21 protein-coding genes and 2 tRNA genes are annotated in these 24,484 nt (G+C 73.0%); 10 read left to right on the top strand and 13 right to left on the bottom strand.

Features of this window, described 5'->3' with window-relative positions; genetic code table 11:
- Nucleotides 1–37 precede the first annotated feature (37 nt).
- The 3 genes from ACIQE0_RS16415 to ACIQE0_RS16405 all read left to right on the top strand — a co-directional run bounded on the left by ACIQE0_RS16415 (nucleotide 38) and on the right by ACIQE0_RS16405 (nucleotide 5,596).
- Nucleotides 38–2,443, top strand: coding sequence for a ribonucleoside-diphosphate reductase subunit alpha (locus ACIQE0_RS16415; RefSeq protein WP_366335138.1), 2,406 nt, complete (start codon nucleotides 38–40; stop codon nucleotides 2,441–2,443).
- Nucleotides 2,443–3,522, top strand: coding sequence for a ribonucleotide-diphosphate reductase subunit beta (locus ACIQE0_RS16410; protein ID WP_402332784.1), 1,080 nt, complete (start codon nucleotides 2,443–2,445; stop codon nucleotides 3,520–3,522). Before ACIQE0_RS16415 ends, ACIQE0_RS16410 begins: the two co-directional genes overlap by 1 nt.
- Nucleotides 3,523–3,631: 109 nt before the next feature.
- Nucleotides 3,632–5,596 carry a transglycosylase domain-containing protein gene (locus ACIQE0_RS16405; protein ID WP_402332509.1) on the top strand — a complete coding sequence of 655 codons (1,965 nt, stop codon included), beginning with the start codon at nucleotides 3,632–3,634 and terminating at the stop codon, nucleotides 5,594–5,596.
- A gap of 30 nt (nucleotides 5,597–5,626) precedes the next feature.
- On the opposite strand, the gene def is transcribed toward ACIQE0_RS16405, so the two are convergent.
- The 8 genes from def to ACIQE0_RS16365 form a co-directional block, all read right to left on the bottom strand.
- Complete coding sequence (gene def / locus ACIQE0_RS16400; protein WP_366335142.1) at nucleotides 5,627–6,256, bottom strand: peptide deformylase; 630 nt, start codon at nucleotides 6,254–6,256, stop codon at nucleotides 5,627–5,629.
- Nucleotides 6,257–6,326: 70 nt separating this feature from the next.
- Complete coding sequence (locus ACIQE0_RS16395) at nucleotides 6,327–7,325, bottom strand: hypothetical protein (RefSeq protein WP_366335144.1); 999 nt, start codon at nucleotides 7,323–7,325, stop codon at nucleotides 6,327–6,329.
- A 328-nt stretch (nucleotides 7,326–7,653) separates the two neighbouring features.
- The gene (locus tag ACIQE0_RS16390; RefSeq protein ID WP_402332505.1) at nucleotides 7,654–8,970 is read right to left on the bottom strand and encodes an HD-GYP domain-containing protein; all 1,317 of its coding nucleotides are present in this window, start codon (nucleotides 8,968–8,970) and stop codon (nucleotides 7,654–7,656) included.
- Complete coding sequence (locus tag ACIQE0_RS16385; protein WP_366335148.1) at nucleotides 8,967–10,370, bottom strand: HD-GYP domain-containing protein; 1,404 nt, start codon at nucleotides 10,368–10,370, stop codon at nucleotides 8,967–8,969. Before ACIQE0_RS16385 ends, ACIQE0_RS16390 begins: the two co-directional genes overlap by 4 nt.
- Nucleotides 10,371–10,565: 195 nt before the next feature.
- Nucleotides 10,566–10,955 (bottom strand): mycothiol system anti-sigma-R factor, encoded by a 390-nt coding sequence (rsrA, locus tag ACIQE0_RS16380; protein ID WP_366335150.1) that lies wholly within the window; start codon nucleotides 10,953–10,955, stop codon nucleotides 10,566–10,568.
- A complete protein-coding gene (locus ACIQE0_RS16375) occupies nucleotides 10,952–11,653 on the bottom strand; it encodes a sigma-70 family RNA polymerase sigma factor (RefSeq protein WP_366335239.1) in 702 nt (233 codons plus the stop codon). Before ACIQE0_RS16375 ends, rsrA begins: the two co-directional genes overlap by 4 nt.
- 338 nt (nucleotides 11,654–11,991) lie before the next feature.
- Nucleotides 11,992–12,639 carry an alpha/beta family hydrolase gene (locus tag ACIQE0_RS16370; protein WP_402332501.1) on the bottom strand — a complete coding sequence of 216 codons (648 nt, stop codon included), beginning with the start codon at nucleotides 12,637–12,639 and terminating at the stop codon, nucleotides 11,992–11,994.
- A 55-nt stretch (nucleotides 12,640–12,694) separates the two neighbouring features.
- Nucleotides 12,695–13,522, bottom strand: a complete 828-nt coding sequence (locus ACIQE0_RS16365; protein WP_402332498.1) for an SOS response-associated peptidase — start codon at nucleotides 13,520–13,522, stop codon at nucleotides 12,695–12,697.
- A 35-nt stretch (nucleotides 13,523–13,557) separates the two neighbouring features.
- Here ACIQE0_RS16365 and ACIQE0_RS16360 point away from each other — a divergent pair, with 35 nt between their 5' ends.
- The 4 genes from ACIQE0_RS16360 (at nucleotide 13,558) to ACIQE0_RS16345 (ending at nucleotide 17,297) form a co-directional block, all read left to right on the top strand.
- Entirely contained in the window at nucleotides 13,558–14,271 is a 714-nt protein-coding gene (locus tag ACIQE0_RS16360) for a M50 family metallopeptidase (RefSeq protein ID WP_366335156.1), read from the top strand.
- Between the two features lie 175 nt (nucleotides 14,272–14,446).
- Nucleotides 14,447–15,799, top strand: coding sequence for a 3-phosphoshikimate 1-carboxyvinyltransferase (aroA, locus tag ACIQE0_RS16355; protein WP_402332493.1), 1,353 nt, complete (start codon nucleotides 14,447–14,449; stop codon nucleotides 15,797–15,799).
- A gap of 13 nt (nucleotides 15,800–15,812) precedes the next feature.
- Nucleotides 15,813–16,820, top strand: coding sequence for a ribosome small subunit-dependent GTPase A (gene rsgA, locus ACIQE0_RS16350; protein ID WP_366335160.1), 1,008 nt, complete (start codon nucleotides 15,813–15,815; stop codon nucleotides 16,818–16,820).
- Between the two features lie 153 nt (nucleotides 16,821–16,973).
- A complete protein-coding gene (locus ACIQE0_RS16345; protein ID WP_366335162.1) occupies nucleotides 16,974–17,297 on the top strand; it encodes a multidrug efflux SMR transporter in 324 nt (107 codons plus the stop codon).
- 33 nt (nucleotides 17,298–17,330) lie between these two features.
- Here the strand turns inward: ACIQE0_RS16345 and ACIQE0_RS16340 are convergent, their stop codons facing one another.
- Nucleotides 17,331–17,960, bottom strand: a complete 630-nt coding sequence (locus ACIQE0_RS16340) for a TetR family transcriptional regulator (protein WP_366335163.1) — start codon at nucleotides 17,958–17,960, stop codon at nucleotides 17,331–17,333.
- A gap of 172 nt (nucleotides 17,961–18,132) precedes the next feature.
- On the opposite strand from ACIQE0_RS16340, the gene hisN reads away from it, so the two are divergent.
- Nucleotides 18,133–18,936: a histidinol-phosphatase gene (gene hisN / locus ACIQE0_RS16335; protein WP_402332489.1), complete on the top strand. Its 804-nt coding sequence runs from the start codon at nucleotides 18,133–18,135 to the stop codon at nucleotides 18,934–18,936.
- Nucleotides 18,937–19,139: 203 nt separating this feature from the next.
- Entirely contained in the window at nucleotides 19,140–19,538 is a 399-nt protein-coding gene (locus ACIQE0_RS16330) for a CBS domain-containing protein (protein ID WP_366335241.1), read from the top strand.
- 173 nt (nucleotides 19,539–19,711) lie between these two features.
- On the opposite strand, the gene ACIQE0_RS16325 is transcribed toward ACIQE0_RS16330, so the two are convergent.
- Nucleotides 19,712–21,175 carry a catalase gene (locus ACIQE0_RS16325; protein ID WP_366335167.1) on the bottom strand — a complete coding sequence of 488 codons (1,464 nt, stop codon included), beginning with the start codon at nucleotides 21,173–21,175 and terminating at the stop codon, nucleotides 19,712–19,714.
- 160 nt (nucleotides 21,176–21,335) lie between these two features.
- Here ACIQE0_RS16325 and ACIQE0_RS16320 point away from each other — a divergent pair, with 160 nt between their 5' ends.
- The gene (locus tag ACIQE0_RS16320) at nucleotides 21,336–21,755 is read left to right on the top strand and encodes a Fur family transcriptional regulator (RefSeq protein ID WP_366335169.1); all 420 of its coding nucleotides are present in this window, start codon (nucleotides 21,336–21,338) and stop codon (nucleotides 21,753–21,755) included.
- Nucleotides 21,756–22,167: 412 nt separating this feature from the next.
- Here ACIQE0_RS16320 and ACIQE0_RS16315 read toward each other — a convergent pair.
- The 3 genes from ACIQE0_RS16315 to ACIQE0_RS16305 form a co-directional block, all read right to left on the bottom strand.
- A tRNA-Met gene (locus tag ACIQE0_RS16315) sits at nucleotides 22,168–22,241 on the bottom strand.
- A 125-nt stretch (nucleotides 22,242–22,366) separates the two neighbouring features.
- The gene (locus ACIQE0_RS16310) at nucleotides 22,367–24,202 is read right to left on the bottom strand and encodes a sel1 repeat family protein (protein ID WP_366335171.1); all 1,836 of its coding nucleotides are present in this window, start codon (nucleotides 24,200–24,202) and stop codon (nucleotides 22,367–22,369) included.
- 207 nt (nucleotides 24,203–24,409) lie between these two features.
- Nucleotides 24,410–24,483: transfer RNA gene (locus ACIQE0_RS16305), tRNA-Met, on the bottom strand.
- Between the last annotated feature and the right edge of the window lies 1 nt (nucleotide 24,484).

Genomic DNA, 24,484 nt, shown 5'->3' with positions numbered 1-24,484 from the left:
GCCCTCCCGGCCCCCGCCGAGTGAGGGAGAGCATCAGGTGACCATCGCGCCAACGGAGCCCGCGTCAGACGCCGAGGTCGTGCAGCCCGTGGTGGCCGCGCCTCCCGCGGCCGAGGACGGGCCGGGCGTCGCCCTGCTGCGCACGCTGACCGAGCTGACCGCGGACCTGACCGCGACCGACCCGGGCAAGGTGGCCGCCGCCGCGCTGCGCGGCCGGCACCCCGGCTCCGACGCGGCCGAACTGCGGTCCCTGGCGACCGAGGCCGCGGCCGGGCTGATCGCCGACGAGCCGCAGTACTCCAAGCTCGCCGCGCGCCTGCTCACCCTGGCCATCGCCGAGGAGGCCGCCGGCCAGGGCGCCTCGTCCTTCTCCGCCTCGATCGCGGTCGGCCACCGGGAGGGCCTGATCGCGGACGCCACCGCGGAGTTCGTCACCACGCACACCGCGCGGCTGGACGCACTGGTGGACGCGGCGCTGGACGAGAGCGCCGACGACCGCTTCGGGTACTTCGGCCTGCGCACCCTGCACTCGCGCTACCTGCTGCGGCACCCCATCACCCGCAAGGTGATCGAGACGCCCCAGCACTTCCTGCTGCGGGTGGCCTGCGGTCTGGCCGAGGACGGCTCCGCGCGGGCGCTGGCGGACGTCGCCGAGCTGTACCGGATGACCAGCACGCTCTCCTACCTGCCGTCCTCCCCCACGCTGTTCAACTCCGGCACCCGCCACCCGCAGATGTCCTCCTGCTACCTGCTGGACTCCCCGCTGGACGAGCTGGACTCGATCTACGACCGCTACCACCAGGTGGCCCGGCTCTCCAAGCACGCCGGCGGGATCGGGCTGTCGTACTCCCGGATCCGCGCCCGCGGTTCGCTGATCCGCGGCACCAACGGGCACTCCAACGGCATCGTGCCGTTCCTGCGCACCCTGGACGCGTCGGTGGCGGCGGTCAACCAGGGCGGCCGGCGCAAGGGCGCGGCCTGCGTCTACCTGGAGAGCTGGCACGCGGACATCGAGGAATTCCTGGAGCTGCGGGACAACACCGGCGAGGAGGCCCGCCGGACCCACAACCTCAACATCGCGCACTGGATCCCGGACGAGTTCATGCGCCGGGTGGAGGCGGACGCCGACTGGTCGCTGTTCTCCCCGTCGGACGTGCCCGAGCTGGTCGACCTGTGGGGCGCGGAGTTCGACACCGCCTACCGGGCGGCGGAGGCCGCGGGCAAGGCCCTCAAGCAGGTGCCGGCCCGGCTGCTGTACTCCCGGATGATGCGCACCCTGGCGCAGACCGGCAACGGCTGGATGACGTTCAAGGACGCCGCCAACCGCACCGCCAACCAGACCGCCGAGCCCGGCCGGGTCGTGCACTCCTCCAACCTGTGCACGGAGATCCTGGAGGTCACCGACGACGGCGAGACCGCGGTCTGCAACCTGGGGTCGGTCAACCTCGCCGCGCACCTGGGCGCGGACGGCGAGATGGACTGGGAGCGGCTGGACGCCACCGTCCGCACCGCCGTGACCTTCCTCGACCGGGTCGTGGACATCAACTTCTACCCGACCGAGCAGGCCGCCGCCTCCAACTCCCGCTGGCGGCCGGTCGGTCTGGGCCTGATGGGCCTCCAGGACGTCTTCTTCCGGCTGCGGCTGCCGTTCGACTCGGCGCAGGCGCGGGAGCTGTCGACCCGTATCTCCGAGCGGATCATGCTGGCCGCCTACGAGGCGTCCGCCGACCTCGCCGAGCGGCACGGCCCGCACGCGAACTGGTCCGCGACCCGTACGGCGCGCGGTGTGCTGCACCCGGACCACTACCCCAACGCCGAGCCCCGCTGGGCGGACCGCTGGGCGGCGCTGCGCACCCGGATCGCCGCGACCGGGATGCGCAACTCCCTGCTGCTGGCCATCGCGCCGACCGCCACCATCGCCTCGATCGCCGGTGTCTACGAGTGCATCGAGCCGCAGGTCTCCAACCTCTTCAAGCGCGAGACGCTCTCGGGTGAGTTCCTCCAGGTCAACACGTATCTGATCGAGGAGCTCAAGGAGCTGGGCCTGTGGGACGCGCGGACCCGCGACGCGCTCCGCGAGGCCAACGGCTCGATCCAGGAGCTGTCCTGGATCCCCGCCGACGTCCGCAACCGCTACCGCACCGCCTGGGAGATCCCCCAGCGCGCCCTGATCGACATGGCCGCGGACCGCACGCCCTACCTGGACCAGAGCCAGTCGCTCAACCTCTTCATGGCGTCGCCGACCATCGGCAAGCTCAGCTCGATGTACGCCTACGCCTGGAAGCGCGGCATCAAGACCACGTACTACCTGCGCTCGCGGCCGGCGACCCGGATCGCCCAGTCGGCCCGCGCCGCGTCCGTCCCCGCCCAACTGCCGGTGACCGACCCCGAGGCGGTCGCCTGCTCCCTGGAGAACCCCGAGTCCTGCGAGGCATGCCAGTAATGACCCCCCACCCGTCACCCGACCACCTCCCCTCATCGACGGCACTGCGCGCCGACGGAACCTCCGCCGAAAAGCGCACGAAGAACCTCCTCGACCCGGGCTTCGAGCTCACCCTGCGCCCGATGCGCTACCCGGACTTCTACGACCGGTACCGGGACGCGATCAAGAACACCTGGACGGTGGAGGAGGTCGACCTGCACTCCGACGTCGCCGACCTCGCCAAGCTGTCCCCGGGCGAGCAGCACCTCATCGGCCGCCTGGTGGCGTTCTTCGCCACCGGTGACTCGATCGTCGCCAACAACCTGGTGCTGACGCTCTACAAGCACATCAACTCCCCCGAGGCGCGGCTCTACTTGAGCCGTCAGCTCTTCGAGGAGGCGGTGCACGTCCAGTTCTACCTGACGCTGCTGGACACCTACCTGCCCGATCACGACGACCGGGCCGCCGCCTTCGCCGCGGTGGAGAACATCCCCTCCATCCGGGAGAAGGCCCAGTTCTGCTTCAAGTGGATGGACCACGTGGAGCAGATCGAGCAGCTGGAGACGAAGGCCGACCGCCGCCGCTTCCTGCTCAACCTCATCTGCTTCGCCGCCTGCATCGAGGGCCTGTTCTTCTACGGCGCGTTCGCGTACGTCTACTGGTTCCGGTCGCGTGGTCTGCTGCACGGTCTGGCCACCGGCACCAACTGGGTCTTCCGCGACGAGTCGATGCACATGGAGTTCGCCTTCTCGGTGGTGGACACCGTCCGCCAGGAGGAGCCCGAGCTCTTCGACGACGCGCTCCAGCAGCAGGTCATCGACATGCTCAAGGAGGCCGTGGAGGCCGAGCTGCAGTTCGCCCGCGACCTGTGCGGCGAGGGCCTGCCGGGGATGAACACCGCGTCGATGCGCGAGTACCTCCAGTGCGTCGCCGACCAGCGGCTGCGCCGCCTGGGCTTCCCGGCCGTCTTCGGCTCGGAGAACCCGTTCTCCTTCATGGAGCTGCAGAACGTCCAGGAGCTGACCAACTTCTTCGAGCGGCGCGCCTCGGCCTACCAGGTCGCCGTCGAGGGCTCGGTCTCGTTCGACGACGACTTCTGATCCCACCGCCGCGACCTGCCGGAACGGCCGCCCGCCGTCGAATATGAGCGTTCGATGCGCGGGCGGCCGTTCCGGCAACCGGAGCCTGCCCCACCGCATCTACGGAAGTATGGACGGAAGGAAAAAGCGCCGCCGCTATATCGACTACCCCCGGCAGGGCCGTACGGGAGTGCGCCGCTGGCTGCCGTCGTGGCGGCTGTGGCTGGGGTCGTTCGGGTTTCTCCTGGCCTGTCTGGCAGGGCTGTTCGCGGTCGTGTACGCGAAGATCGACATCCCCGGCGAGAACGCGCTGGCCGCCCGGGAGGCCACCGTCTACTACTGGGCGGACGGCAGCCAGATGGTCAGCGTCGGCGCCGTCAACCGCCAGAACATCTCGCTCGACAAAGTCCCCAAACACGTCCAGAACGCGGTGATAGCGGCGGAGAACGCCACCTTCTACGACGACCACGGCGTCTCGTTCACCGGCATCGGCCGCGCCGTGGTGAACATGGTCTCCGGCGGGGACACCCAGGGCGGTTCGACCATCACCCAGCAGTTCGTGAAGAACACCTATCTCTCGCCGGAGCAGAGCGCCACCCGCAAGATGAAGGAATTCATCATCGCGCTGAAGGTCAACAACCAGAAGTCCAAGCAGGAGATCCTGCGGGGATATCTCAACACCAGCTGGTTCGGCCGCGGTTCGAACGGTGTCCAGGCGGCCGCGCACGCCTATTACGGCATCGACGCCAAGGATCTCAACCCCAGCCAAGGCGCCCTGCTGGCGGCGCTGTTGAAGGGTTCGGAGCAGTACGACCCGGGGCTGAGCAAGGCCAATCACAAGCGGGCCGTGGCGCGTTGGAAATGGATACTCGACCGGCTGGTCGTCACCGGCGCGATGAGCAAGCAGGAGCGGGCGCGCTACCAGACCTTCCCCGAGCCGCGCCCGGTGGCCAAACCCACCAGCCAGGCCGGCCAGATCGGCTATCTCGTCGACATCGCCAACAAGTTCGTCAAGAGCGCGACCGGGCTGACCGACAAGGACCTCGCCCGCGGCGGCTACCGCATCCACACCACGTTCGACAAGCAGCGCACCCGCCGGCTGGAGCAGGCCGTCAGCGACGTCCGCAAGCGGACCCTCGACCCGAAGAAGCGCGCCGAGGACACCTTCGTGGAGTTCGGCGCGGCCTCGGTGCGCCCCGGCGACGGCGCGATCGTCGCCCTCTACGGCGGGGCGGACGCCACCACCCACTTCGTCAACAACGCGGACACCTCGGCGGTCCCGGCCGGCTCCGCCTTCAAGCCGTTCGTGCTGGCCGCCGTCCTCCAGCAGGAGGCCGAGCGGTACGGGAGCGGGCCGCGCCCGACGGGGTCCGCCGGCAGCGGTGACGATCTGCGCGGCGCCCTGATGCAGGGCGAGAGCCCCCCGTTCGTCCAGGCCGGGAAGCAGATCGGGCTGGGCCCGATCCGGGACCTGGTGCTCAGCGCCGGACTGCGCAAGGAGAGCCTGGCGCAGCTGGAGCAGACCTTCCCGCTGGGCACCTCGGCGCCCAGCGCGATCCGGCTGGCCAGCGCCTACACCACGTTCGCCAACGGCGGGCTGCACGCCGAGCCGTACGCCGTGACGAGGATGAGCTACCAGGGCAAGAACGTCTCCGGCTTCGACCGCGGCGAGCCGCAGCAGGTGCTCACCCCGGACGTGGCGCTGGAAATGACCACCACGCTGGAGGGGCTGGGCTGGCGCACCCTGAGCACGCCGGGCAAACCGCCGATGCGGCACCAGGTCGCGGCCGCGACCACCGAGTCCGGGGACCGGATGAAGTCCGCGTGGTTCGTGGGCACCCCGTCGGCGGGCGGCTTCTGGGGACCGGGGGAGAGCCCCGCGCCCGGTAACGGCGTCCGCGCCGACCGCGCTCCCGGTGACGGCGACGGGAACGGGAACGGGAACGGGACCGAGCCGACCACGGCGATCGCGATGTTCCGGAACAAGCCGGGCGCGCCCCAACTGCTGCCGCTGAACGGCGTCGGCGGCCCCGACACCGGGCTGGGCACCTCGCTCCCGCCCCAGGTCTGGACCGCCTACCAGAACGCCTCGTAGGACCGCAGGGCCGGAGCCCCGCCCGCCGCGTCAGTCGTTGGGCACGACGGCGTAGCGGGGCTCCCGCTCGGCCATCTGCTTCAGGGCGTCCTTGCGGTCCCGCTTGGAGAGCCGGTCGATGTAGAGGTAGCCGTAGAGGTGGTCGGTCTCGTGCTGGAGGCAGCGCGCGAAGTAGCCGGTGCCCTGGACCACGATCGGCTCGCCCTTGGCGTTCTGGCCGCGGACCACCGCGTAGTCGGGGCGGGGCAGCTCGGCGTAGGCGCCGGGGACGGACAGGCAGCCCTCGTTGGAGTCGTCCAGCACCCGGCGGCCGGCCGGCAGCTCGTCCAGGACGGGGTTGCAGACCGCGCCGACGTGCCGGACGCCCTCGTCGTCCGGGCAGTCGTAGACGAAGACCTTGAGGTCCACGCCGATCTGGTTGGCGGCCAGGCCGACGCCCTCGGCGGTGCGCTGGCTGGCGAACATGTCGTCGATCAGCTGCGCCAGCTCGTCGTCGAACTCCGTGACGTCCTTGCACTCCTTGTGCAGGACCGGGTTGCCGACCACGGTGATCGGCCGGGACGTGCCGCGCTCCCGGTGGGCCGCCTCGCGCTGCTCGGCGTCCGTGACGTCGTCGATGAACTCGACGCTCTGCTGCTGATCACTGTCCTGCTGGGCCATCTCCGCCGCACGCCTTCCTGCAAAACCCTCGGGGAACGTCGTACAGCCTACGGGGGCGCACTCCCCGCGCTCAGCAGACCTCTTCGAGATCGCGCCATTCCCGGGTGTCCGGGCTGTCCGCGACCCAGCCGTCCAGCAGCCCGCGCACCAGGGCCGCCGGCGCCGCGATACCGCACTCGCGCTCGGGGACCCACAGCGAGCCGGAGCCGGCGGTGCGGTGGCCCAGCGGCCCGGGGTGGCCCGGTTCGCTGTGGTCGTGCGGGTCCGGGTGGGCGCCGTCGCCCTCGTCGCTGGGCATCCGGCTCTCGGAGCAGGTGCGGCACAGCAGCCGGACCGACGACGACCAGTCCTCGGCGGCGAAGCCGGCGTCGGCCGCCAGCTGCTCCAGGGCGTCCCGGTCGTCCTCGGTGGCGGCCTCCAGCAGCACCACCCAGGTGGGCACCGGGGAGGGCGCCCACAGCTCGATCTCGTCGAAGACCGGGAAGGAGCGGGTCGCACCGTCGGCCGCGGTGGTGGTCCGCTCGCCGTGCGGGACGCCGTCGTGCAGCACCACCTCGCCCCAGCGGCGGCCGGAGGACGGCAGCGGGACGGAGAGCACCTCGATCCGGGCCGGGTCCAGCCGGCGGCCCCAGACCACCTCGGCCTCGCCCTCGGGCGACAGCCGGACCGCGGCGCTGCCCAGCGCCATGCCCAGCGGCTCCCCGCTCGGCGAGCCCTCGCCGGGCACCTTCAGGCCGTAGGCCTGCCAGGCACGGCGGGCCAGCGGCCAGTCCTGGAGGGCGGTGGCGGCGATGCCCACGTTCCACCAGTCGGGCGCCCCGGTCTCGCGGTCCAGCAGGGCCACCGCGCGCAGCCCGGCGGCCCTGGCCTGCTCCCAGTCGTGCCGGAACTTGTGCAGCAGCGCGAGGTTGAACCAGGACTCCGACAGCCAGGGCTCCATGTCCGCCGCGCGGGTCAGCAGCGCCCCCGCGTCCTCGTAACGGCCGTCGCCGATCAGCGTGAAAGCGCGGTCGGTCGCCTGCCGCCACGAGGCGGAGGGCCGGTGCCGTACCTTGCCGAAGATCCTCACGATTCCCGCCTGCTGGTTGCTCTTGTGCCACTCCGGAGGTGTCCCGGGCGGCGCCCGGGGCCTTCTGGGGGCCCACTCGACAACCTGCCACAGATTGCCGTCGGGCTCAGCCCGGTGCACAGCACCCCCGTGCGGCTCATGCCCTGCGCCGACCCCCTGAATCCCCCTTCAGGGGGCTTCCTTCGCATCCAACCATGCCCATCTCGCGGGGCGCTCATTACCCGTGGGTTCCCGGTCGGTGGACGGCCGGGGAACACTTCGCGACAGTGGTGCGCGGGCGCTCTCGGCGGCGCCTGCGAGCCGGTGTTCGCGCCCCGGTCCGCCCGGCTCAGCCCGCGTTCTCCCGGCGGGCCAGGACCCGGGCGAGCGCCTCGACCACCCGCGGCTCGTGGTCCCGGGCGGTGGACAGCCGCAGCCGCTCCAGGGCCCGCAGCCGCCCCGCGGGCCCCGCGGCGCCCGCCACCAGGTCGTCGTAGGCGTTGACGGTGCGGACCACACGGGCGGTGACCGGCTGTTGCCGGTACGGATCGGCCTGCCGCTCGACGATCACCGCGACCTCCGGCGGGGCCCCGGTCTGCCGGGCCACGGCGCCGCCGAGCAGCGCGATCCGCCGCTGTTCGGCGGGCGGCAGCGGGGCGGTGGCCCCCTCCGGCACCGGGTCGACGAGCGAGAGCTGGCCGATGTCGTGCATCAGCGCGGCGTGTTCGAGGACCTCCAAGTCCGGTCTGCCGAGCCCCAGTTCCCGCCCCACCTCGCGGCTGAGCGCGGCCACCCGGCGGGCGTGGCCGGGCGGGGTGCAGCCGGCGATCTCGGTGGCCCGGGCCAGCGAGGCGATGGTCTGGCGGTAGGTGGCGCGCGCCGCGGCGTACCGGCGGAAGGCGATCTGGGTGAGCAGCAGCGGCAGGCAGAAGACGGGCAGCGCCCACAGCCCGGCGACGGCCACGGCCAGCGCACTGACCGCCCCGGTGGCGCAGATGGCGGTGCCGATGCCGGGCAGCGCCCGCAACTCGTCGCGCAGCAGCGGCCCGTACGGCCAGCCGGTCCGGGCCCGGATCAGCGCCGCCACCAGCACCGCGTCGCACAGCGCGGTCAGCACCAGCAGCACCGCCAGGAAGAGCGGGCGGACGGGGCCGGTGACGCCCCAGTCGCGCAACGCGCCGGAGGTGTACAGGGGTTGGCAGCAGACGGCGGCGAACCCGGCGATCAGCACCCGGCGGGCGAACGGATCGAGCACCGGGCCGCCGCCGCGCACCAAGTACACGACCAGCCCGACCAGTTGGGCCGCCACCACCACCGCCACGGTCTGCGGCACCCCGTGGGCGGCCGGCCGCCCGCCCACCTCGCCGAGCAGCGCGTAGCCGAGCGCCCCGGCCGCCCCGAGCGGGGCGCCCTCCCGCAGGCCCGGCGGCAGCGCCCGGAGGTTCTCCGGGGACGGCGCCCGGGCCCGGCGCCCCGTGGGGGGCCGCTCGAACGGGGGCCGGGCCTCGGCGGGGACCCGGCGCACCGCCTCGCCCGCCGCGATCAGCGCCCCGAAGGCCAGCGCGGTGCGCGGCCCGGTGAGGCCGTGCCACAGGGTGTGGCCCAGGCCCCAGCAGGCCAGCGCGGCGGCCGGGGCGTGGAGCCAGCCGGCGGTGCGGCGACTCATCGGGCGGCGCCGCGGCGCGCGCCGGGCCGGTCCGCCCGGGTTGGCGGGACGTTTCCGCGCCCGTCCCGCACCGGGTCGGGCGCCCGCTCCTCCCCCGCGGCCACCTCGCCCGGCTGCCAGCCGTACCTGTCGAGGGCGGCGGCCAGCGCCCGGACCATCCGCGGGTCGAACTGCGTCCCGGCGCACCGGCGGAGCTCCTCGACGGCGGCGGGCACCGGGCGGGCGCGGCGGTAGCAGCGGGTGGAGGTCATCGCGTCGAAGGCGTCGGCCACCGCCACCACCCGGGCGGACTCGGGGATCTGACTGTCCGTCAGTCCGTAGGGGTAGCCCGTGCCGTCCATCCGCTCGTGGTGGTGGAGGATCGCCGCCCGCGCCTCCCCCAGGAAGCCGATGCCGCGGACGATCTCGTGCCCGTACTCCGGATGCAGCTCGATGATCCGGCGCTCTTCCGGGGTCAGCGGCCCGTCCTTGCACAGCACCCGGGTGGGCACGCCGAGTTTGCCGACGTCGTGCAGGATGCCGGCGAAGCGCAGCACCTCCAGCCGGTCCTCCGGCAGGCCCAACTCCCGGGCGATCAGCACCGATGCGCGGCCGACCCGCTCGCTGTGCCCGCGGGTGTAACGGTCCTTGATGTCGACGGCCTGGACGAGGGCGCGGACGGTGGCCTGGTGGGCGGCGTGTTCGCGCTGGTACTGCGCAAAGGCCCAGCAGGTCAGGTGGACCGGCAGCAGCACCAGCAGCGCCGCGGGCGGCCCGTAGGCGCTGTGCCAGAGCACCGCCATCATCAGTCCGGTCAGCCCGTGGACGAGGTGCGGCAGGGGCAGTCGGGCCGCCGGGCCGCGCCAGGCGGTGCGCGGCGGGTGCCGTTCGGCCAGGACCAGCACCCCGCCGCCGAGCCCGACCAGCACGGCGCAGAAGGCCCCGGCGGCGGCCAGGGCGGGCAGCAGCAGCTCCGGGAAGGGGGGCACGGCCGGCGCGGCGGGGGCGGCGGCGCGGAAGACGTGGGCGGCCGTCCAGGCGGCGAGGGCGAGTTCGGCGGTGTGCCAGACGCGGCGGGTGGCTCGCCAGGGCCGGGCCGCGGGGGCGAGCAGTGCGCCGGGGACGGCCACCAGCGCGGCCAGCGGCGGGGGCAGCAGGAAGGATCCGGCAAGGAGGACCGGGGTGGCCCAGCCCGGCGGGAACGCCTCGGGCGGCTCGTCGGGGCCCGGGGCGCGGCGCGCCGGGCCGGTGATCATCGAGCAGCGGCGTATCCGCTCGCACAGGCCGTGCAGGACACCGAGGGCCAGGACGCAGGTCCAGGGGGCGGCGGCGCCGAGCCGCAGGGCGGGGGCCGCGCACAGCGCGGCGGCCAGGGCGGCGCAGCCGATGTACACCCGCGCGGCCGCCGGGAGTTCCCGCATCGCGCCCTCCTCACCCTGCCCGACGCACCCCCGTCACGGCGGAGGCCGCGCACGTCGGGTCCGGCGAGGATAGAGGGACCGGGGCACCAGAAGGGCCGCATCGGCGGATCGGACGGGACGGATCGCCCCGCCGCTCACTCTCAGGAGTGAATTCGACGCGCGCCTGTTCGGCGCGCGGGCCGTGCTCTCGGGCCGCTATTCGGCGTGCGCGCTGTCGCCCGCCGCATCGCCCTGCGGGGTCTTCTCCGCGTCGCCCCGGGCGTCCGCGCGCTCCCGCTGTGCCTGCTCGTGCCGGGCCTGGTCCAGCACGCTCACCTCGGGCACGGTCTCCCCGCACCGGATCAGGTCGATCCGGCCCATGACCTTGGAGCGCAGGTCGGTGGGGACGTCGTCGTGCCCGCAGCAGCGCTTGACGAGCTTCTTGACCGCCTGCTCCAGGCCGTACTTCTCCAGGCACGGCGAGCACTCGTCGAGGTGGACCTGGAACTCGGCGCACTCCCCGGCCGGCATCTCGCGGTCGAGGTACTCGTAAAGGTGGTCAAGGACCTCTGAGCAGTCCTTCTCGTGCGGCTCTCCGCAGCTCATGATCCCGAGCCTTTCCGGTCGTGCGACTCCGGCGTTTCGGCGGACCGCGTCTCGGCGGTCGCCCCCGCCGGGACCAGCCCGCGCTCACGGGCGTAATCCTCCAGCATGCCGCGGAGTTGGCGCCGGCCGCGGTGGAGACGGGACATCACCGTACCGATGGGTGTCCCCATGATGTCCGCGATCTCCTTGTACGCAAAGCCCTCGACGTCCGCGAGGTAGACGGCGATCCGGAACTCCTCCGGGATCGCCTGGAGCGCGGCCTTCACGTCCGAGTCCGGGAGGTGGTCCAGCGCCTGCGACTCGGCGGAGCGCAGACCCGTCGACATATGCGACTCGGCGCGCGCGAGCTGCCAGTCCTCGATCTCGTCGGCGGCGCTGCGCTGCGGCTCACGCTGCTTCTTGCGGTACGAGTTGATGAAGGTGTTGGTGAGGATCCGGTACAGCCACGCCTTGAGGTTGGTGCCCTCCCGGAACTGGTGGAAGGACGCGTACGCCTTGGCGTACGTCTCCTGCACCAGGTCCTCCGCGTCGGCCGGATTGCGCGTCATACGCAGGGCGGCGGAGTACATCTGGTCGAGGAAGACGAGGGCGTCCCGCTCGAAGCGCGCGCTGCGCTCGACGTCGCTCTCCGTCCGGGCCGCGGACTGCTCCGCAGCCGGGCCGTCGGTCCCTGGGTCGGTTCCGGTGACCGGACCCACCTCCTCCATCACCGTGGCGGATCCCGCTGCGTGCACCGCGGGCCCTCTCGATTCGGAGAATAGACGACGATCCGGGGCCCCCGCCGCTCCGGCAAGGGCCGGCTGCGACGCCTGCATCGTCGGCCACTGCAGGTCGGCGGCCGGGCGGGCCGGGCAAGCGATTCCCATGCGGCGGACTCCCAATCCTCGTGCGCGCTGGACGTACTCCACTGTCTACGCCTGGCACAACAGCGGCACCGCGCCAGATCATTCCCGGCCCGGCCGCCCGATTCTCCGCGTGTTTCCGGCAGGTGGTGCCGGGGCCCCGCGCCATGGGAGGGCGCGGGGTACGGGGCCGCTCAGCCGAACATCCCGTCCAGCCAGGCCACCACCGCGTCGGTGAGCACCGCCATCGACTCCGCCTCCGTCACCCCCGCCGACTTCGGCACCGCGAAACCGTGGTCCCCGTGGGCCACCTCGGTGATCTCGGTGCCCGCGGGGAACTCCGCGGGGCGCCCGAACGGGTCCCGGCCGCCCTGCACCACCAGGGTCGGCACCCCGGCCCCGGTCAGCTCCTCGACCCGGGACTTCTCCGGCTTCCCCGGCGGGTGCAGCGGGAAGCTCAGCGCCAGTACGGCGTGCGCGCCCAGTTCGCGGGCGGTGCGGCAGGCCACCCGGGCGCCGGCGCTGCGGCCGCCGGCGACCACCGGCAGGCCGGGCTTCTCCAGCGCCGGCCACAGCGCGGTCCATCCGGCGTCCAGGGTCTTCGGCGCGGGCGCCACCTTCTTGCCGGCCACCCGCCACGGCTGCTCGACCAGCGCGACGGTGTAGCCGCGGGCCGGCAGCGCCGCCGCCAGCGCCGCGAGGTCGCGGGCCCCGATGCCGCCGCCGGCGCCATGGCTGACGGCGACCACCGCCCGGGCCGGTTCGACGTCGCGGTACCAGGAGATCCGGGCGTCGCCCGCCGGCGTCGCGACCGTCTCGCTCTCATTCGCCCTCGTGCTCATACGCCCATCCTGCCCGCGCGGGCGCCGCGGCGGGCGGCGCGGCCCGCCCGGCGGCTCAGAACAGCGTGCCGACCTCGGGGCCGTCGAGCTCGGTGACCAGCTCCGGGCCGTCGTTGCGGACGTTGCTGACGCCGGTGGGGACCGGGTAGGCGCGCATCAGTCCGGGCGGCGGCGGGGCCAGCAGGGACCGGAGGTCGTCGGGGTCGGTGGCCGGGTCGAGCCAGGCGTCCCAGCGGTCCGGCGGCAGCACCAGCGGCATCCGCGGGTGGATGTCGGCGAGCGTGTGCGGGCCCTCGCCGCCGGTGGCCCCGGCGAGCGGGGTGGTCTCCGCGTCGGTGGTGACGACGGTGCAGGTCACCCACCAGGCCAGCGGATGGTCCCCGGGCAGGGTGCGGTCCCGCCAGAACTCGTAGAGCCCGGCCATCGCCATCACCGAGCCGTCCGCGGGCGTGACGAAGTACGGCTGCTTGCGGGGCCGCTTCTTCCGGCCCTGCTCCTCCAGCTCCCGCTCGACGGCGCCGGTGACCCACTCGAAGTAACCGTCCCCGGGGATCAGGCAGCGGCGCGCGGCCAACGCCTGCCGGAACGACGGCTTCTCGTGCACCGTCTCCGACCGCGCGTTGATCATCCGTGCCGCGCCCTCGGGGGATTTCGCCCACGACGGGACCAGGCCCCACTTGAGCGTCCGCAGCTGGCGCACCGGGCCGGGCGGGAGGGCGGCGGCCGCCTCGCCCTTGAGGGGACGATCCAGCACCGCCCACACGTTGTCGGTCGGGGCGATGTTCCAGCTGGGCGCCAGCGTCTCCGTGGGCTCCCAGTGCTGGACGCCGAAGATCCCCACCAGGTCCTCGGGCTTCCGGCTCGCTGCATACCTACCGCACATGCATGCCACACTGCCATGCCACACGAAGGGGAGACATGGACACCCACAGCATCACCGACGTCTGGGACCAGGTCGTCTCGGCCCAGCCCGGCCCGGCGCTCTGGCTGGTGATCGTCACCGGCGTGCTGGCCCTGGGAGCCGTCGTCCCGCGCACCGCCTGGCGGCTGTCGCGGAACGCCGTCACCATCGCCCACGAGGGCGGCCACGGGCTGATCGCGCTGCTCACCGGCCGCCGGCTGGACGGCATCCAGCTGCACTCCGACACCTCGGGGCTGACCGTCTCCCGGGGCAAGCCGCACGGCCTGGGCATGATCCTGACCGCCGCGGCCGGCTATCTCGCCCCCTCCCTGCTGGGGCTGGCGGGCGCCGCCCTGCTGGCCGCCGGGCACATCACGGCGCTGCTGTGGGGGGCCACCGCGCTGCTGCTGGTGATGCTGGTGATGATCCGCAACGCGTACGGCGTGCTCACCGTCGTGCTGGCCGGCGGCACCTTCCTCCTGGTGTCCTGGCTGACCGAACCGCAGGTGCAGGCGGTGTTCGCGTATGCGGTGGTGTGGTTCCTGCTGCTGGGCGGGGTGCGGCCGCCGTTCGAGCTCCAGGGGAAGCGGCGGAGCGGCGGAGCGGCGGACTCCGATCCGGACCAGTTGGCACGGCTCACCCACCTCCCGGCCGCCGTCTGGCTCGGCTTCTTCCACGTGGTGACGCTCTGCTCCCTGATGGGCGGCGGGCGCTGGCTGCTCGGTATATGAGGGGCAAAGGTCCCCACCGGCCGCGTCCGGTAACCCGTATTCCGTATGTCGGCGTCGCCCTTGTTGCCCCGAAAAGGCCGCCTGCCTGCGGTTGCATCACCGGAGACATGTTTCGCACAGGTTGCGCCGCTTTTGATCAAGATCGGTGTCCTTGCCCAGCCATTAAAGTAAGGGCATGACCGAGAGCCCCGCCCTCCCTGCCCTGTGGCCTGCCCCCGTAGCCCCGGGGGCGGTCGATGCGACCGTCACCGTGCCCGGCTCCAAATCGGTCACGAACCGCGGCCTGGTCCTGGCCGCCCTGTCCTCCGAGCCCGGCTGGCTGCGCCGCCCGCTGCGCTCCCGCGACACCCTGCTGATGGCCGAGGCGCTGCGCGCCATGGGCGTGGGCATCGAGGAGACCGTCTCCTCCGACTCCTCGGGCACCTCCGGCGGCGAGGCCTGGCGGATCATCCCCGCCGGTCTGCACGGCCCGGCCACCATCGGCGTCGGCAACGCCGGCACGGTCATGCGCTTCCTGCCGCCGGTCGCCGCGCTCGCCGACGGCCCCATCCGCTTCGACGGCGACCCGCGCTCCTACGAGCGCCCGCTGGGCGGCGTCATCGACGCGCTGCGCGCCCTCGGCGCCCGGATCGACGACGACAACCGCGGCGCCCTGCCGCTGACGGTCTTCGGCGGCGGCGCCCTGGAGGGCGGCGCGGTGGAGATCGACGCCTCCTCGTCCTCCCAGTTCGTCAGCGCGCTGCTGCTGTCCGCGCCGCGCTTCAACCAGGGCGTCGAGGTCCGGCACGTCGGCGCGGCGCTGCCCTCCATGCCGCACATCCGGATGACCGTCGACATGCTGCGCAGCGTCGGCGCCCAGGTGGACACCCCGGAGGCGGGCGGCGAGCCGAACGTCTGGCGGGTCACCCCCGGCGCGCTGCTCGGCCGCGACCTGGTCGTCGAGCCGGACCTCTCCAACGCCCAGCCGTTCCTGGCCGCGGCCCTGGTCACCGGCGGCCGGGTCACCATCCCGGACTGGCCCGAGCACACCACCCAGCCCGGCGACGCCCTGCGCGAGATCTTCACCGCCATGGGCGGCTCCTGCGAACTGACCGACGAGGGGCTGACGTTCACCGGCAGCGGCCGGATCCACGGCATCGACGTCGACCTCGGCGAGGTCGGCGAGCTGACCCCGGGCATCGCCGCGGTCGCCGCGCTCGCCGACTCGCCGTCCACCCTGCGCGGCGTCGCCCACCTGCGGCTGCACGAGACCGACCGGCTGGCCGCGCTCACCAAGGAGCTCAACGAGCTCGGCGGCGACGTCACCGAGACCGCCGACGGCCTGCACATCCGGCCCCGGCCGCTGCACGGCGGGATCTTCCACACCTACGACGACCACCGGCTGGCCACCGCCGCCGCGCTCATCGGCCTGGCCGTCGAGGGCGTGGAGGTGGAGAACGTCGCCACCACCGCCAAGACCCTGCCCGACTTCCCCGCGCTGTGGACGCAGATGCTCGATCCGTCGTCCACCGCCGCCCGGAGAGCTTGAGGGTCGCCGCACCATGCGTCGCTACGGCAAGAACCCCGATGAGGACGACGTCCGGGTCCGTCCCAACCGCAAGGGCAACCGCCCCCGGACCAACATCCGCCCCAAGCACGAGGACGCCCGCGAGGGCCTGGTCCTGACCGTCGACCGGGGCCGCCTGACGTGCCTGATCGACGGCCGCAAGGTCACCGCCATGAAGGCCCGCGAGCTGGGCCGCAAGAGCGCGGTGGTCGGCGACCGGGTCTCCGTCGTCGGCGATCTGAGCGGCGCCAAGGACACCCTGGCCCGGATAGTCCGGGTCGAGCCGCGCAGCTCCACGCTGCGCCGCACGGCCGACGACGACGACCCGTTCGAGCGGGTGGTGGTCGCCAACGCCGACCAGCTCGCGATCGTCACCGCACTCGCCGACCCCGAGCCCCGCCCCCGGCTGATCGACCGCTGCCTGGTCGCCGCCTACGACGCCGGGCTGGAGCCGCTGCTGGTGCTGACCAAGTCGGACCTGGCCCCGCCGGACGCGCTGCTGGAGTCCTACGGCACGCTCGGCGTCCCGTACGTGGTCACCAACCGCGAGGAGCTGGCCGACGGCAGCGCCGCCGAGCGGGTCCGGGAGAAGCTGACCGGGCACATGACGGCGTTCGTGGGGCACTCCGGGGTGGGCAAGACGACCCTGGTCAACGCCCTGGTGCCGGAGCGCCGCCGGGCCACCGGGCATGTCAACGCGGTCACCGGCCGCGGCCGGCACACCACCACCTCGGCGCTGGCGCTGCCGCTGCCCGGCGACACCGGCTGGGTCATCGACACCCCGGGCGTGCGGTCCTTCGGCCTGGCCCACATCGACCCGTCCCGGGTCATCCACGCCTTCCCGGACCTGGCGTCCGGCACCGACGACTGCCCCCGGGCGTGCAGCCACGACGAGCCGGACTGCGCGCTGGACGCCTGGGTGGCCGAGGGGCACGCCGACCCGGCCCGCCTGTATTCCCTGCGCCGGCTGCTGGCCACCCGTGAGCGGCGCGACGGCGACTGATCGCGGCAATCCCCTGCCGACCGTCCGGGCCCCGGGCATAATCGCCTTCACACCACGGTCCAAGCCGGTCCGTTCCCGTCCGATCCGGTCTGGGACGGACCGGAAGTGGTCACCTGGCTGAAGCGGTCCCCGAGCTGACGGAGGCAATGGGATATGGCGTGGCTGCTGGTCGTGGTGGCGGGGCTGCTGGAGACCGGCTTCGCGGTCTGCCTCAAGCTCTCGCACGGCTTCACCCGCCTCTACCCCACCATCGCCTTCGCGGTCTTCGCCCTGGGCAGCTTCGGCCTCCTGACGCTGGCGCTGCGGAAGCTCGACGTCGGCCCGGCGTACGCGGTCTGGACCGGCATCGGCGCGGCCGGCACCGCGATCTACGGCATGGCCTTCCTCGGCGACCTGGTCTCCACGCTGAAGATCGTCTCCATCAGCCTGGTGATCGTCGGGGTGGTCGGGCTCCAGCTGTCCGGCTCGGCGCACTGAAGCACTCCCGGCGCGTCCGAGGGGCGCCCGCGCTCAGGCCGTGATCCCGGCGAACGCCTTTCGGACGAGTCGGCCGACCACCTCGGTCTCGCCCTCCGGCGCCCGCTGCCGCGGCACCTGCACGGCCGCCTCCGGCGGATCCGGGTCCGGGGCCACCGGGGCGATCACCCAGGACAGCGTGAGCCGGACCGCGGCCTCGCAGGCGGCGCCCAGGGCCGGCAGCTCCTCCCGGGGCCGGCCCGGCGCCAGCGCCGCCACCGCCCGATCGCGGAACCGGTCGACGAGTTCGGCCGGTCCGGTCTGCCCGGCCGGCAGCCGGTCGTCCCAGAAGCCCGTCAGCGCCGCCCTGACCAGCGGGTTCGCCCGCGCGGTGCGCAGCGTCCAGGTGGCCGCGGCGGCCACCCGGGCAGCCGGGTCGTCCGCGGGGCCGCCCGCTTCCGCGCCGCCGGTGGCCAACGCCCGCTCCACACCGGCCAGATAGGCCTCGGTCTCCCGGCGGACCAGCGCGCGGGCGAGCCCCTCCTTGCTGCCGAACTCGTTGTAGAGCGTCTGCCGGGACACCTCGGCCGCGGCCGCCACCTCCACCATCCGGACCTCCGACCAGGCCCGGGTCAGCAGCGCCGCATAGGCGGCGTCCAGCAGGGCCTCGCGCGCCGCGGGCATCCGCCACCTCCCCGACCTCGCCCGACTTGTGGGCCGGATCACAGAATTGACGTGCCGTCAGGAGCTGTCAAGACCCGCCGGGACGGACCCGGCCGCCGCCGGCGGGGAGACCACCCGGCGGGCGCGGCACGGCCATGTGGATCCCGCGCATACCAGTGGATACTGTTCGCACATGCCCGACTATCACGATGATCTTCGCCTGGCACACGTCCTGGCGGACGCCGCGGACGCCTCGACCATGGAGCGGTTCAAGGCCCTCGACCTCAAGGTGGAGACCAAACCGGACATGACCCCGGTCAGCGAGGCGGACAAGTCCGCCGAGGAGCTGATCCGCGGCCAACTCCAGCGCGCCCGGCCGCGGGACGCGGTGCTCGGCGAGGAGTTCGGCAGCGAGGGCTCGGGCCCGCGCCGCTGGATCATCGACCCGATCGACGGCACCAAGAACTACGTCCGCGGGGTGCCGGTCTGGGCCACCCTGATCGCCCTGATGGAGCGCGGCGCGGGCGGCGACCGCCCGGTCGTCGGGCTCGTCTCCGCCCCGGCACTGGGCCGCCGCTGGTGGGCCGCGGAGGGCCTGGGCGCCTTCACCGGCCGCAGCCTGACCTCGGCCTCCCGGCTGCACGCCTCCCAGGTCGGCAGCATCCAGGACGCGTCCTTCGCGTACTCCTCGCTGACCGGCTGGGAGGAGCGCGGCAAGCTCGCCGGCTTCCTCGACCTGTCCCGGGACTGCTGGCGCACCCGCGCCTACGGCGACTTCTGGCCGTACATGCTGGTCGCCGAGGGGGCGGTGGACATCTGCGCCGAACCCGAGCTGTCACTGTGGGACATGGCGGCCTGCGCGGTGATCGTCCAGGAGGCCGGCGGGCGCTTCACCGGCCTGGACGGCCGCCCCGGCCCGCACAGCGGCAACGCCGCGGCCTCCAACGGCCTGCTCCACGAGGACCTGCTCTCCTACGTCGGCGACGACCGGAGCTGACCCCTCACGGGTGGCCACCACCGGCCACTCCCCGCACAAACCACCGCTGACCTGCGAAGGGGCAGATGTTCGGACTGGTGTCCAACATCTGCCCCTTGTTGTGCGCCCGAACGCATGTGAACATGAGAACCCCCCACTTTGTGAACTTGTGAATCGTTTCGCATTTTCACCCGCACTCAAGGAGGTGGCTCTTCTCCATGCCCATGCTCGTCAAAGACGCCATGAGCACGGTGGTCCTCACCATCGGGCCGGCTCACACCCTCCGCCAGGCGGCGCGACTGATGGCGGCCCGCCGCATCGGCGCGGCCGTGGTCTTCGACAACGACACCTGCGGCATCGGCATCCTCACCGAGCGCGACATCCTCAACTCCCTGGGCGCGGGCGAGAATCCCGACCGGGAGACCGCACACGGCCACACCACCTCCGACGTGGTCTTCGCGACCCCGCAGTGGACCCTGGACGACGCCGCGGGCGCCATGCTGCGCGGCGGCTTCCGCCACCTCGTCGTCCTCGACGACCTCGAACCCGTCGGCATCGTCTCGGTCCGCGACATCATCCGCTGCTGGTCCGACACCCCCGCCCGGACGCCCGCGGCGGCCTGACCGGCACCGCGTACCCCGAGGCCGCCCCACCCCGTGCGGGCGCACGAGCGGGCGTACGCACGAAGAGGCCGGAGCCCCTGGGCTTCCGGCCTCTTCGGCATGTACGGCAAGCGACGACGCATCGCCCCGCGGTGCGGCCACCGCATCGGCGGCGGCCGCACCGCGCGGGACCGCTAGCCGCGCAGGGCCTGGACCGCGGCCTCCAGCCGCTTGCCGTAGTCCGCGTCCGCCTTGCGGAAGTTCTCGATCGCGCGCTGGGCGATGTCGTCGCGGGAGACCTTGGCGATGAAGCCCGCCAGGTTGTCGATCAGGCGCTCCTTCTCCGGCTCCGACATCAGGCGGTAGAGGTTGCCGGCCTGGACGAAGTCGTTGTCCTCGGCGTGCGAGGGCGCCGCGCCCTTGCCGGTCTCGCCGGAGACCACGACCGGCTGCCACAGCGGCCGGCCGGTCTCGGACGGACCGCCGAAGCTGTTCGGCTCGTAGTTCTTCCGGCCGCCGTGGCGACCGTCGTAGAGCACACCGTCCCGGCTGTGGGTGCGCGCCTCGGTGGCGTGCGGGCGGTTCACCGGGAGGTGGTCGGCGTTGATGCCGACGCGGTAGCGGTGCGCGTCGCCGTAGGCGAAGAGGCGGCCCTGGAGCATCTTGTCGGGCGAGGGGCCGATGCCCGGCACGAAGTGGTGCGGGGAGAAGATCGACTGCTCGACCTCGGCGAAGATGTTCTCCGGGTTGCGGTTGAGCTCCAGCTTGCCGATCTCGATCGGCGGGTAGTCCGCGTGCGGCCAGACCTTGGTCAGGTCGAACGGGTTGAAGCGGTAGGCGGCCGCCTCGGCCACCGGCATGATCTGGACCTGGACCGTCCAGCTCGGGAACTCGCCGCGCTCGATGGACTCGCGCAGATCCCGCTGGTGGCTGTCGGGGTCCTCACCGGCGAGCTTGTTGGCCTCGGCCTGGGTGAGGCTCTTGATGCCCTGGTCGGTCTTGAAGTGGTACTTGACCCAGAAGGCCTCGCCCGCCTCGTTGCTCCACTGGAAGGTGTGCGAGCCGTAGCCGTTCATGTGGCGGTACGAGGCGGGGATGCCGCGGTCGCCGAACAGCCACGTCACCTGGTGGGTGGCCTCGGGCGACAGGCCCCAGAAGTCCCAGACGTTGTCCGCCTCCTGCGAGCCCGAGTACGGGTCGCGCTTCTGGGTGTGGATGAAGTCGGGGAACTTGATGGCGTCCTTGATGAAGAAGACCGGGGTGTTGTTCCCGACGAGGTCGTAGTTGCCCTCTTCGGTGTAGAACTTCAGCGCGAAGCCGCGGGGGTCGCGCACCGCGTCGGCCGCACCGAGGTTGCCCGCGACGGTCGAGAAGCGCAGGAACGTCTCGGTCTGCTTGCCGACCTCGGAGAGGAACTTCGCGCGGGTGTACCGCGTCACGTCCGCGGTGACCGTGAAGGTGCCGTACGCGCCGGCGCCACGGGCGTGCACGATGCGCTCCGGGATGCGCTCGCGATTGAAGTGCGCGAGCTTCTCGATCAGATGCTGATCCTGGATCAGACCGAGGCCGCCGACACCTGCCGTCTCGCTGTTCTGGTTGTCCGCGACCGGGGCTCCGGCCTCCGTGGTCAGCGGCCCGGTGGTGCTCTCTACCGACACGTGCGCCTCCTGAAGTCTTCGTACACCTGCCCTTGGCTTTCGCCGAACCCGATCCTACATTGGACATTGTCTAAGTCAAGAAGCACCCGAAACTCGTACCCGATCTGATGATGGACGCCCGCTGATACCCTGGTGGATATCTGACTGATAGGTGATTGGCATGAGTGACCTGCTGGAACGACTCCGGGGACGCGGCTGGCGGCTGACCGCACAGCGCCGCGTCGTCGCCGAGGTCCTGGACGGCGACCACGTCCACTACACCGCCGACGAGGTGCACGCCAAGGCGTCCGAGCGGCTCCCCGAGATCTCCCGCGCCACGGTCTACAACACTCTCGGCGAGCTGGTCTCGCTCGGCGAGGTGATCGAGGTGAGCACCGACGGCCGCGCCAAGCGCTACGACCCCAACGCCCATCACGACCACCAGCACCTGGTCTGCTCCCGCTGCGGCACCATCCGCGACGTGCACGTCCACGGCGACCCGCTGTCCGCGCTGCCCGAGCCCGAGCGCTACGGCTTCCAGGTCTCCGAGGTCACCGTGACGTACCGGGGCATCTGCCCCGACTGCACCACCGCGTCCTGATCCGGGCCCGGCCCCCGTCCGGGCCGCGCCCCCAGGCCACCGCGGCCCGGGCCGCACACCCCCTCGCCCCGGCCGCCGCACGAGCCCGGCCCGCCCGCGGAGCACCGGTCCGGCCCACCGCCGCCCGGGACACCCCCGGCCCGCGGTCGACGCCCCGGCCGCCCCCAGCGCACGCCACGCCCGCGTACCTGCCCACACCCGGGCCCCGTATGCCTGCCGCGCACACAAAGCGCCATCGCCACTCACGCCGCGCTCGCGCGCCCAACGGCCTTGCCCCGCAAGCCCGTTACGCGTATCCGACATCCCGTCGTGCAGCCGACGCGCCGCGCTTCTCGATCACCGGGACCGACCCCGTCCCATACAGAAAACACCGAAGGCCCGGATCCTTGAGGATCCGGGCCTTCGGTTTCAGTAGCGGGGACAGGATTTGAACCTGCGACCTCTGGGTTATGAGCCCAGCGAGCTACCGAGCTGCTCCACCCCGCGTCGTTGTGTCTCAACTTTAACCCCACCGCGACGACCAGCGCAAATCCCGTCCGGCCGGCCCGTCCGCGGCCCCGGGGCCCGGCCCGTCGACCGGCCCCGAAGGCGCGGACCGCGCCCGTCGGCCGTTACGCGCTCAGCTCCTCCTGGAGCGCCGTCCGCAGCCGGGCCGCCCGCTCCGCCACCTCCGGCGGGCCCAGCTCCACCGCGCGCACGCACCAGCGCTGGGCCTCCGCGAGCGCCCCGCGCCGGGCGGCGATCAGCGCCAGCCGCAGCGCCGCCCGGCCGTGCCCGCCCTCGGCGGCGCGCTGCCACCACAGGGCGGCCTCGGGAAGGCTGCCCTCGCGGGCCAGCAGCAGCCCGAGGTTGAAGGCGCCGTTGCGGCTGCCGGCCTCGGCCGCCGCGCGGTACCAGGTCGCCGCCTCGACGACGTCCCCGTGGGCCGCCGCGAACATGCCAACCCGGACCTGGGCGCGGCGGTGGCCCTGCCGCGCGGCCCGCTCGTACCACTGCCGGCTCTCGTCGCCCTCGGACCGCTCGCCGTCCGCCTCCTCGGAGCGCCGGTCGAGCAGGTCGGCGAGCCGGAAGGCCGCCTCGGCGCTGCCGCCGCCGGCCGCACAGCGCAGGTTCCGTTCGGCGTCCTTGAGCTCGCCGTCCCGCAGCTGCGCTATGGCGACCTGGAGCGCCGCCTCGGTGTGCCCGGCGGCCGCCGCCCGCTCGTACCAGGAGAGCGCCATCCGCTCCTCGCCGCGCCCGGCGAACAGGATGCCGAGGTTGAACGCGGCGTCCACGCTGCCCGCCTCGGCCGCCTTGGAGAACCACGGCTCGGCCCCGGAGGCGTCGCCGCGCTGGAGCAGCAGGATCGCCAGCGCGTTGGCGGCCTCGCGGTGGCCGGTGTACGCGGCGCGGCGGTACCACTGCTCGCCCTGGCCGGGCCGGCCCTGCTCGGCGCAGAGCAGGCCGAGGTTGTAGGCACCGTTGACGTCGCCGGCGTCGAGCGCGGCGCGGTACCAGCGCTCGGCGGTCTGCAGCTCCCCCCGGTCGGCGTGCAGCGCGCCCAGGGCGTTGGCGGCGTTGCCGTCGCCGTCCTGGGCCGCCCGCCGCCACCACTCCGCGGCACTCTCCTCGTCCCCGGCGTCACGCAGCAGGAAGCCCAGCGCGCAGGCGGCGCGGGCCTCGCCGTCCTTGGCCGCGGAGAGGTACCAGCGGCCGGCCTCCTGGATGTCGCCGCGCTCCTCCAGCAGCGCGCCCAGTTGCAGCGCGGCCCGCCGGTGGCCGCGGGCGGCGGCCTGGCGGTACCACTGCTCGGCCTCGACCTGCCGGGTCAACTCCCCGTAGGCGGGCACCGTACGGCGGTCGGCGTCCCGGCCGTCCTCGATGAGCCGGGCGAGGCGGTAGGCGGCCTCGCGGTGGCCGCACTCGGCGGCGGCCCGGAACCAGCGCTCGGCGCCGATGTCGCCGCGGTGCTCCAGGAGGTCGGCCAGGGCGTAGGCGCCCAGGTAGTGGCCGGACTCGGCGGACTGGCGCAGCCAGTACTCGGCAGCCGGCTCGTCGCCGCGCTCGCGGTAGTGGCGGCCCAGGGCGTGCGCGGCGGCGGCGGAACCGGCGACCGCGGCGATCCGCCACCAGCCGGCGGCCTCGTCGGCGTAGCCCCGCTGATGCAGGAGGACGCCGAGGTTGTTGGCCGCGGCACGGTCCCCGGCGGCGGCCGCCGAGCGGAGGTGAGGTTCGGCGCCGTCCAGGTCGGTGCGGCGCAACAGCATCGCGCCCAGGGCGCTCATGGCGGCGGTGTCGCCCGCCTCGGCGGCGCGGCGGTGACCGGACTCGGTCACCGCGTCGGACGCCTCGGCCGTTCCGTCGGCCTCTAGTGCGTCCAGCGCTCTCTCGGAATCACGCCCGTCGTCGGGCACCTGCACAAATCGGTCCGTCTCCAACAACCTTGCCTTGTCCCCCATAAGAACCATCGTCGCATCACCTGTAACCCGCGTACACCTGGTATACCGCAGCCGGTGAGGTCACTACAGCGGTTTGTCGACTTCCCGACACGGCGACATCCCAAACTCAAGCACACAGATTTCCCGCATGGGTTGTCCGACCCGCCCCTGACCGGCATTGATCGGAACGCATGACAAAGGCCCGGATTCTCAAGGAATCCGGGCCTCGTCCTTCAGTAGCGGGGACAGGATTTGAACCTGCGACCTCTGGGTTATGAGCCCAGCGAGCTACCGAGCTGCTCCACCCCGCGT

This window comes from Streptomyces sp. NPDC093097 (genome assembly GCF_044754325.1).
Taxonomy (GTDB): Bacteria; Actinomycetota; Actinomycetes; order Streptomycetales; family Streptomycetaceae; genus Streptomyces.
Note: the sequence above shows the minus strand (reverse complement) of the source record. Positions and strands in the feature narration are given on the sequence as shown.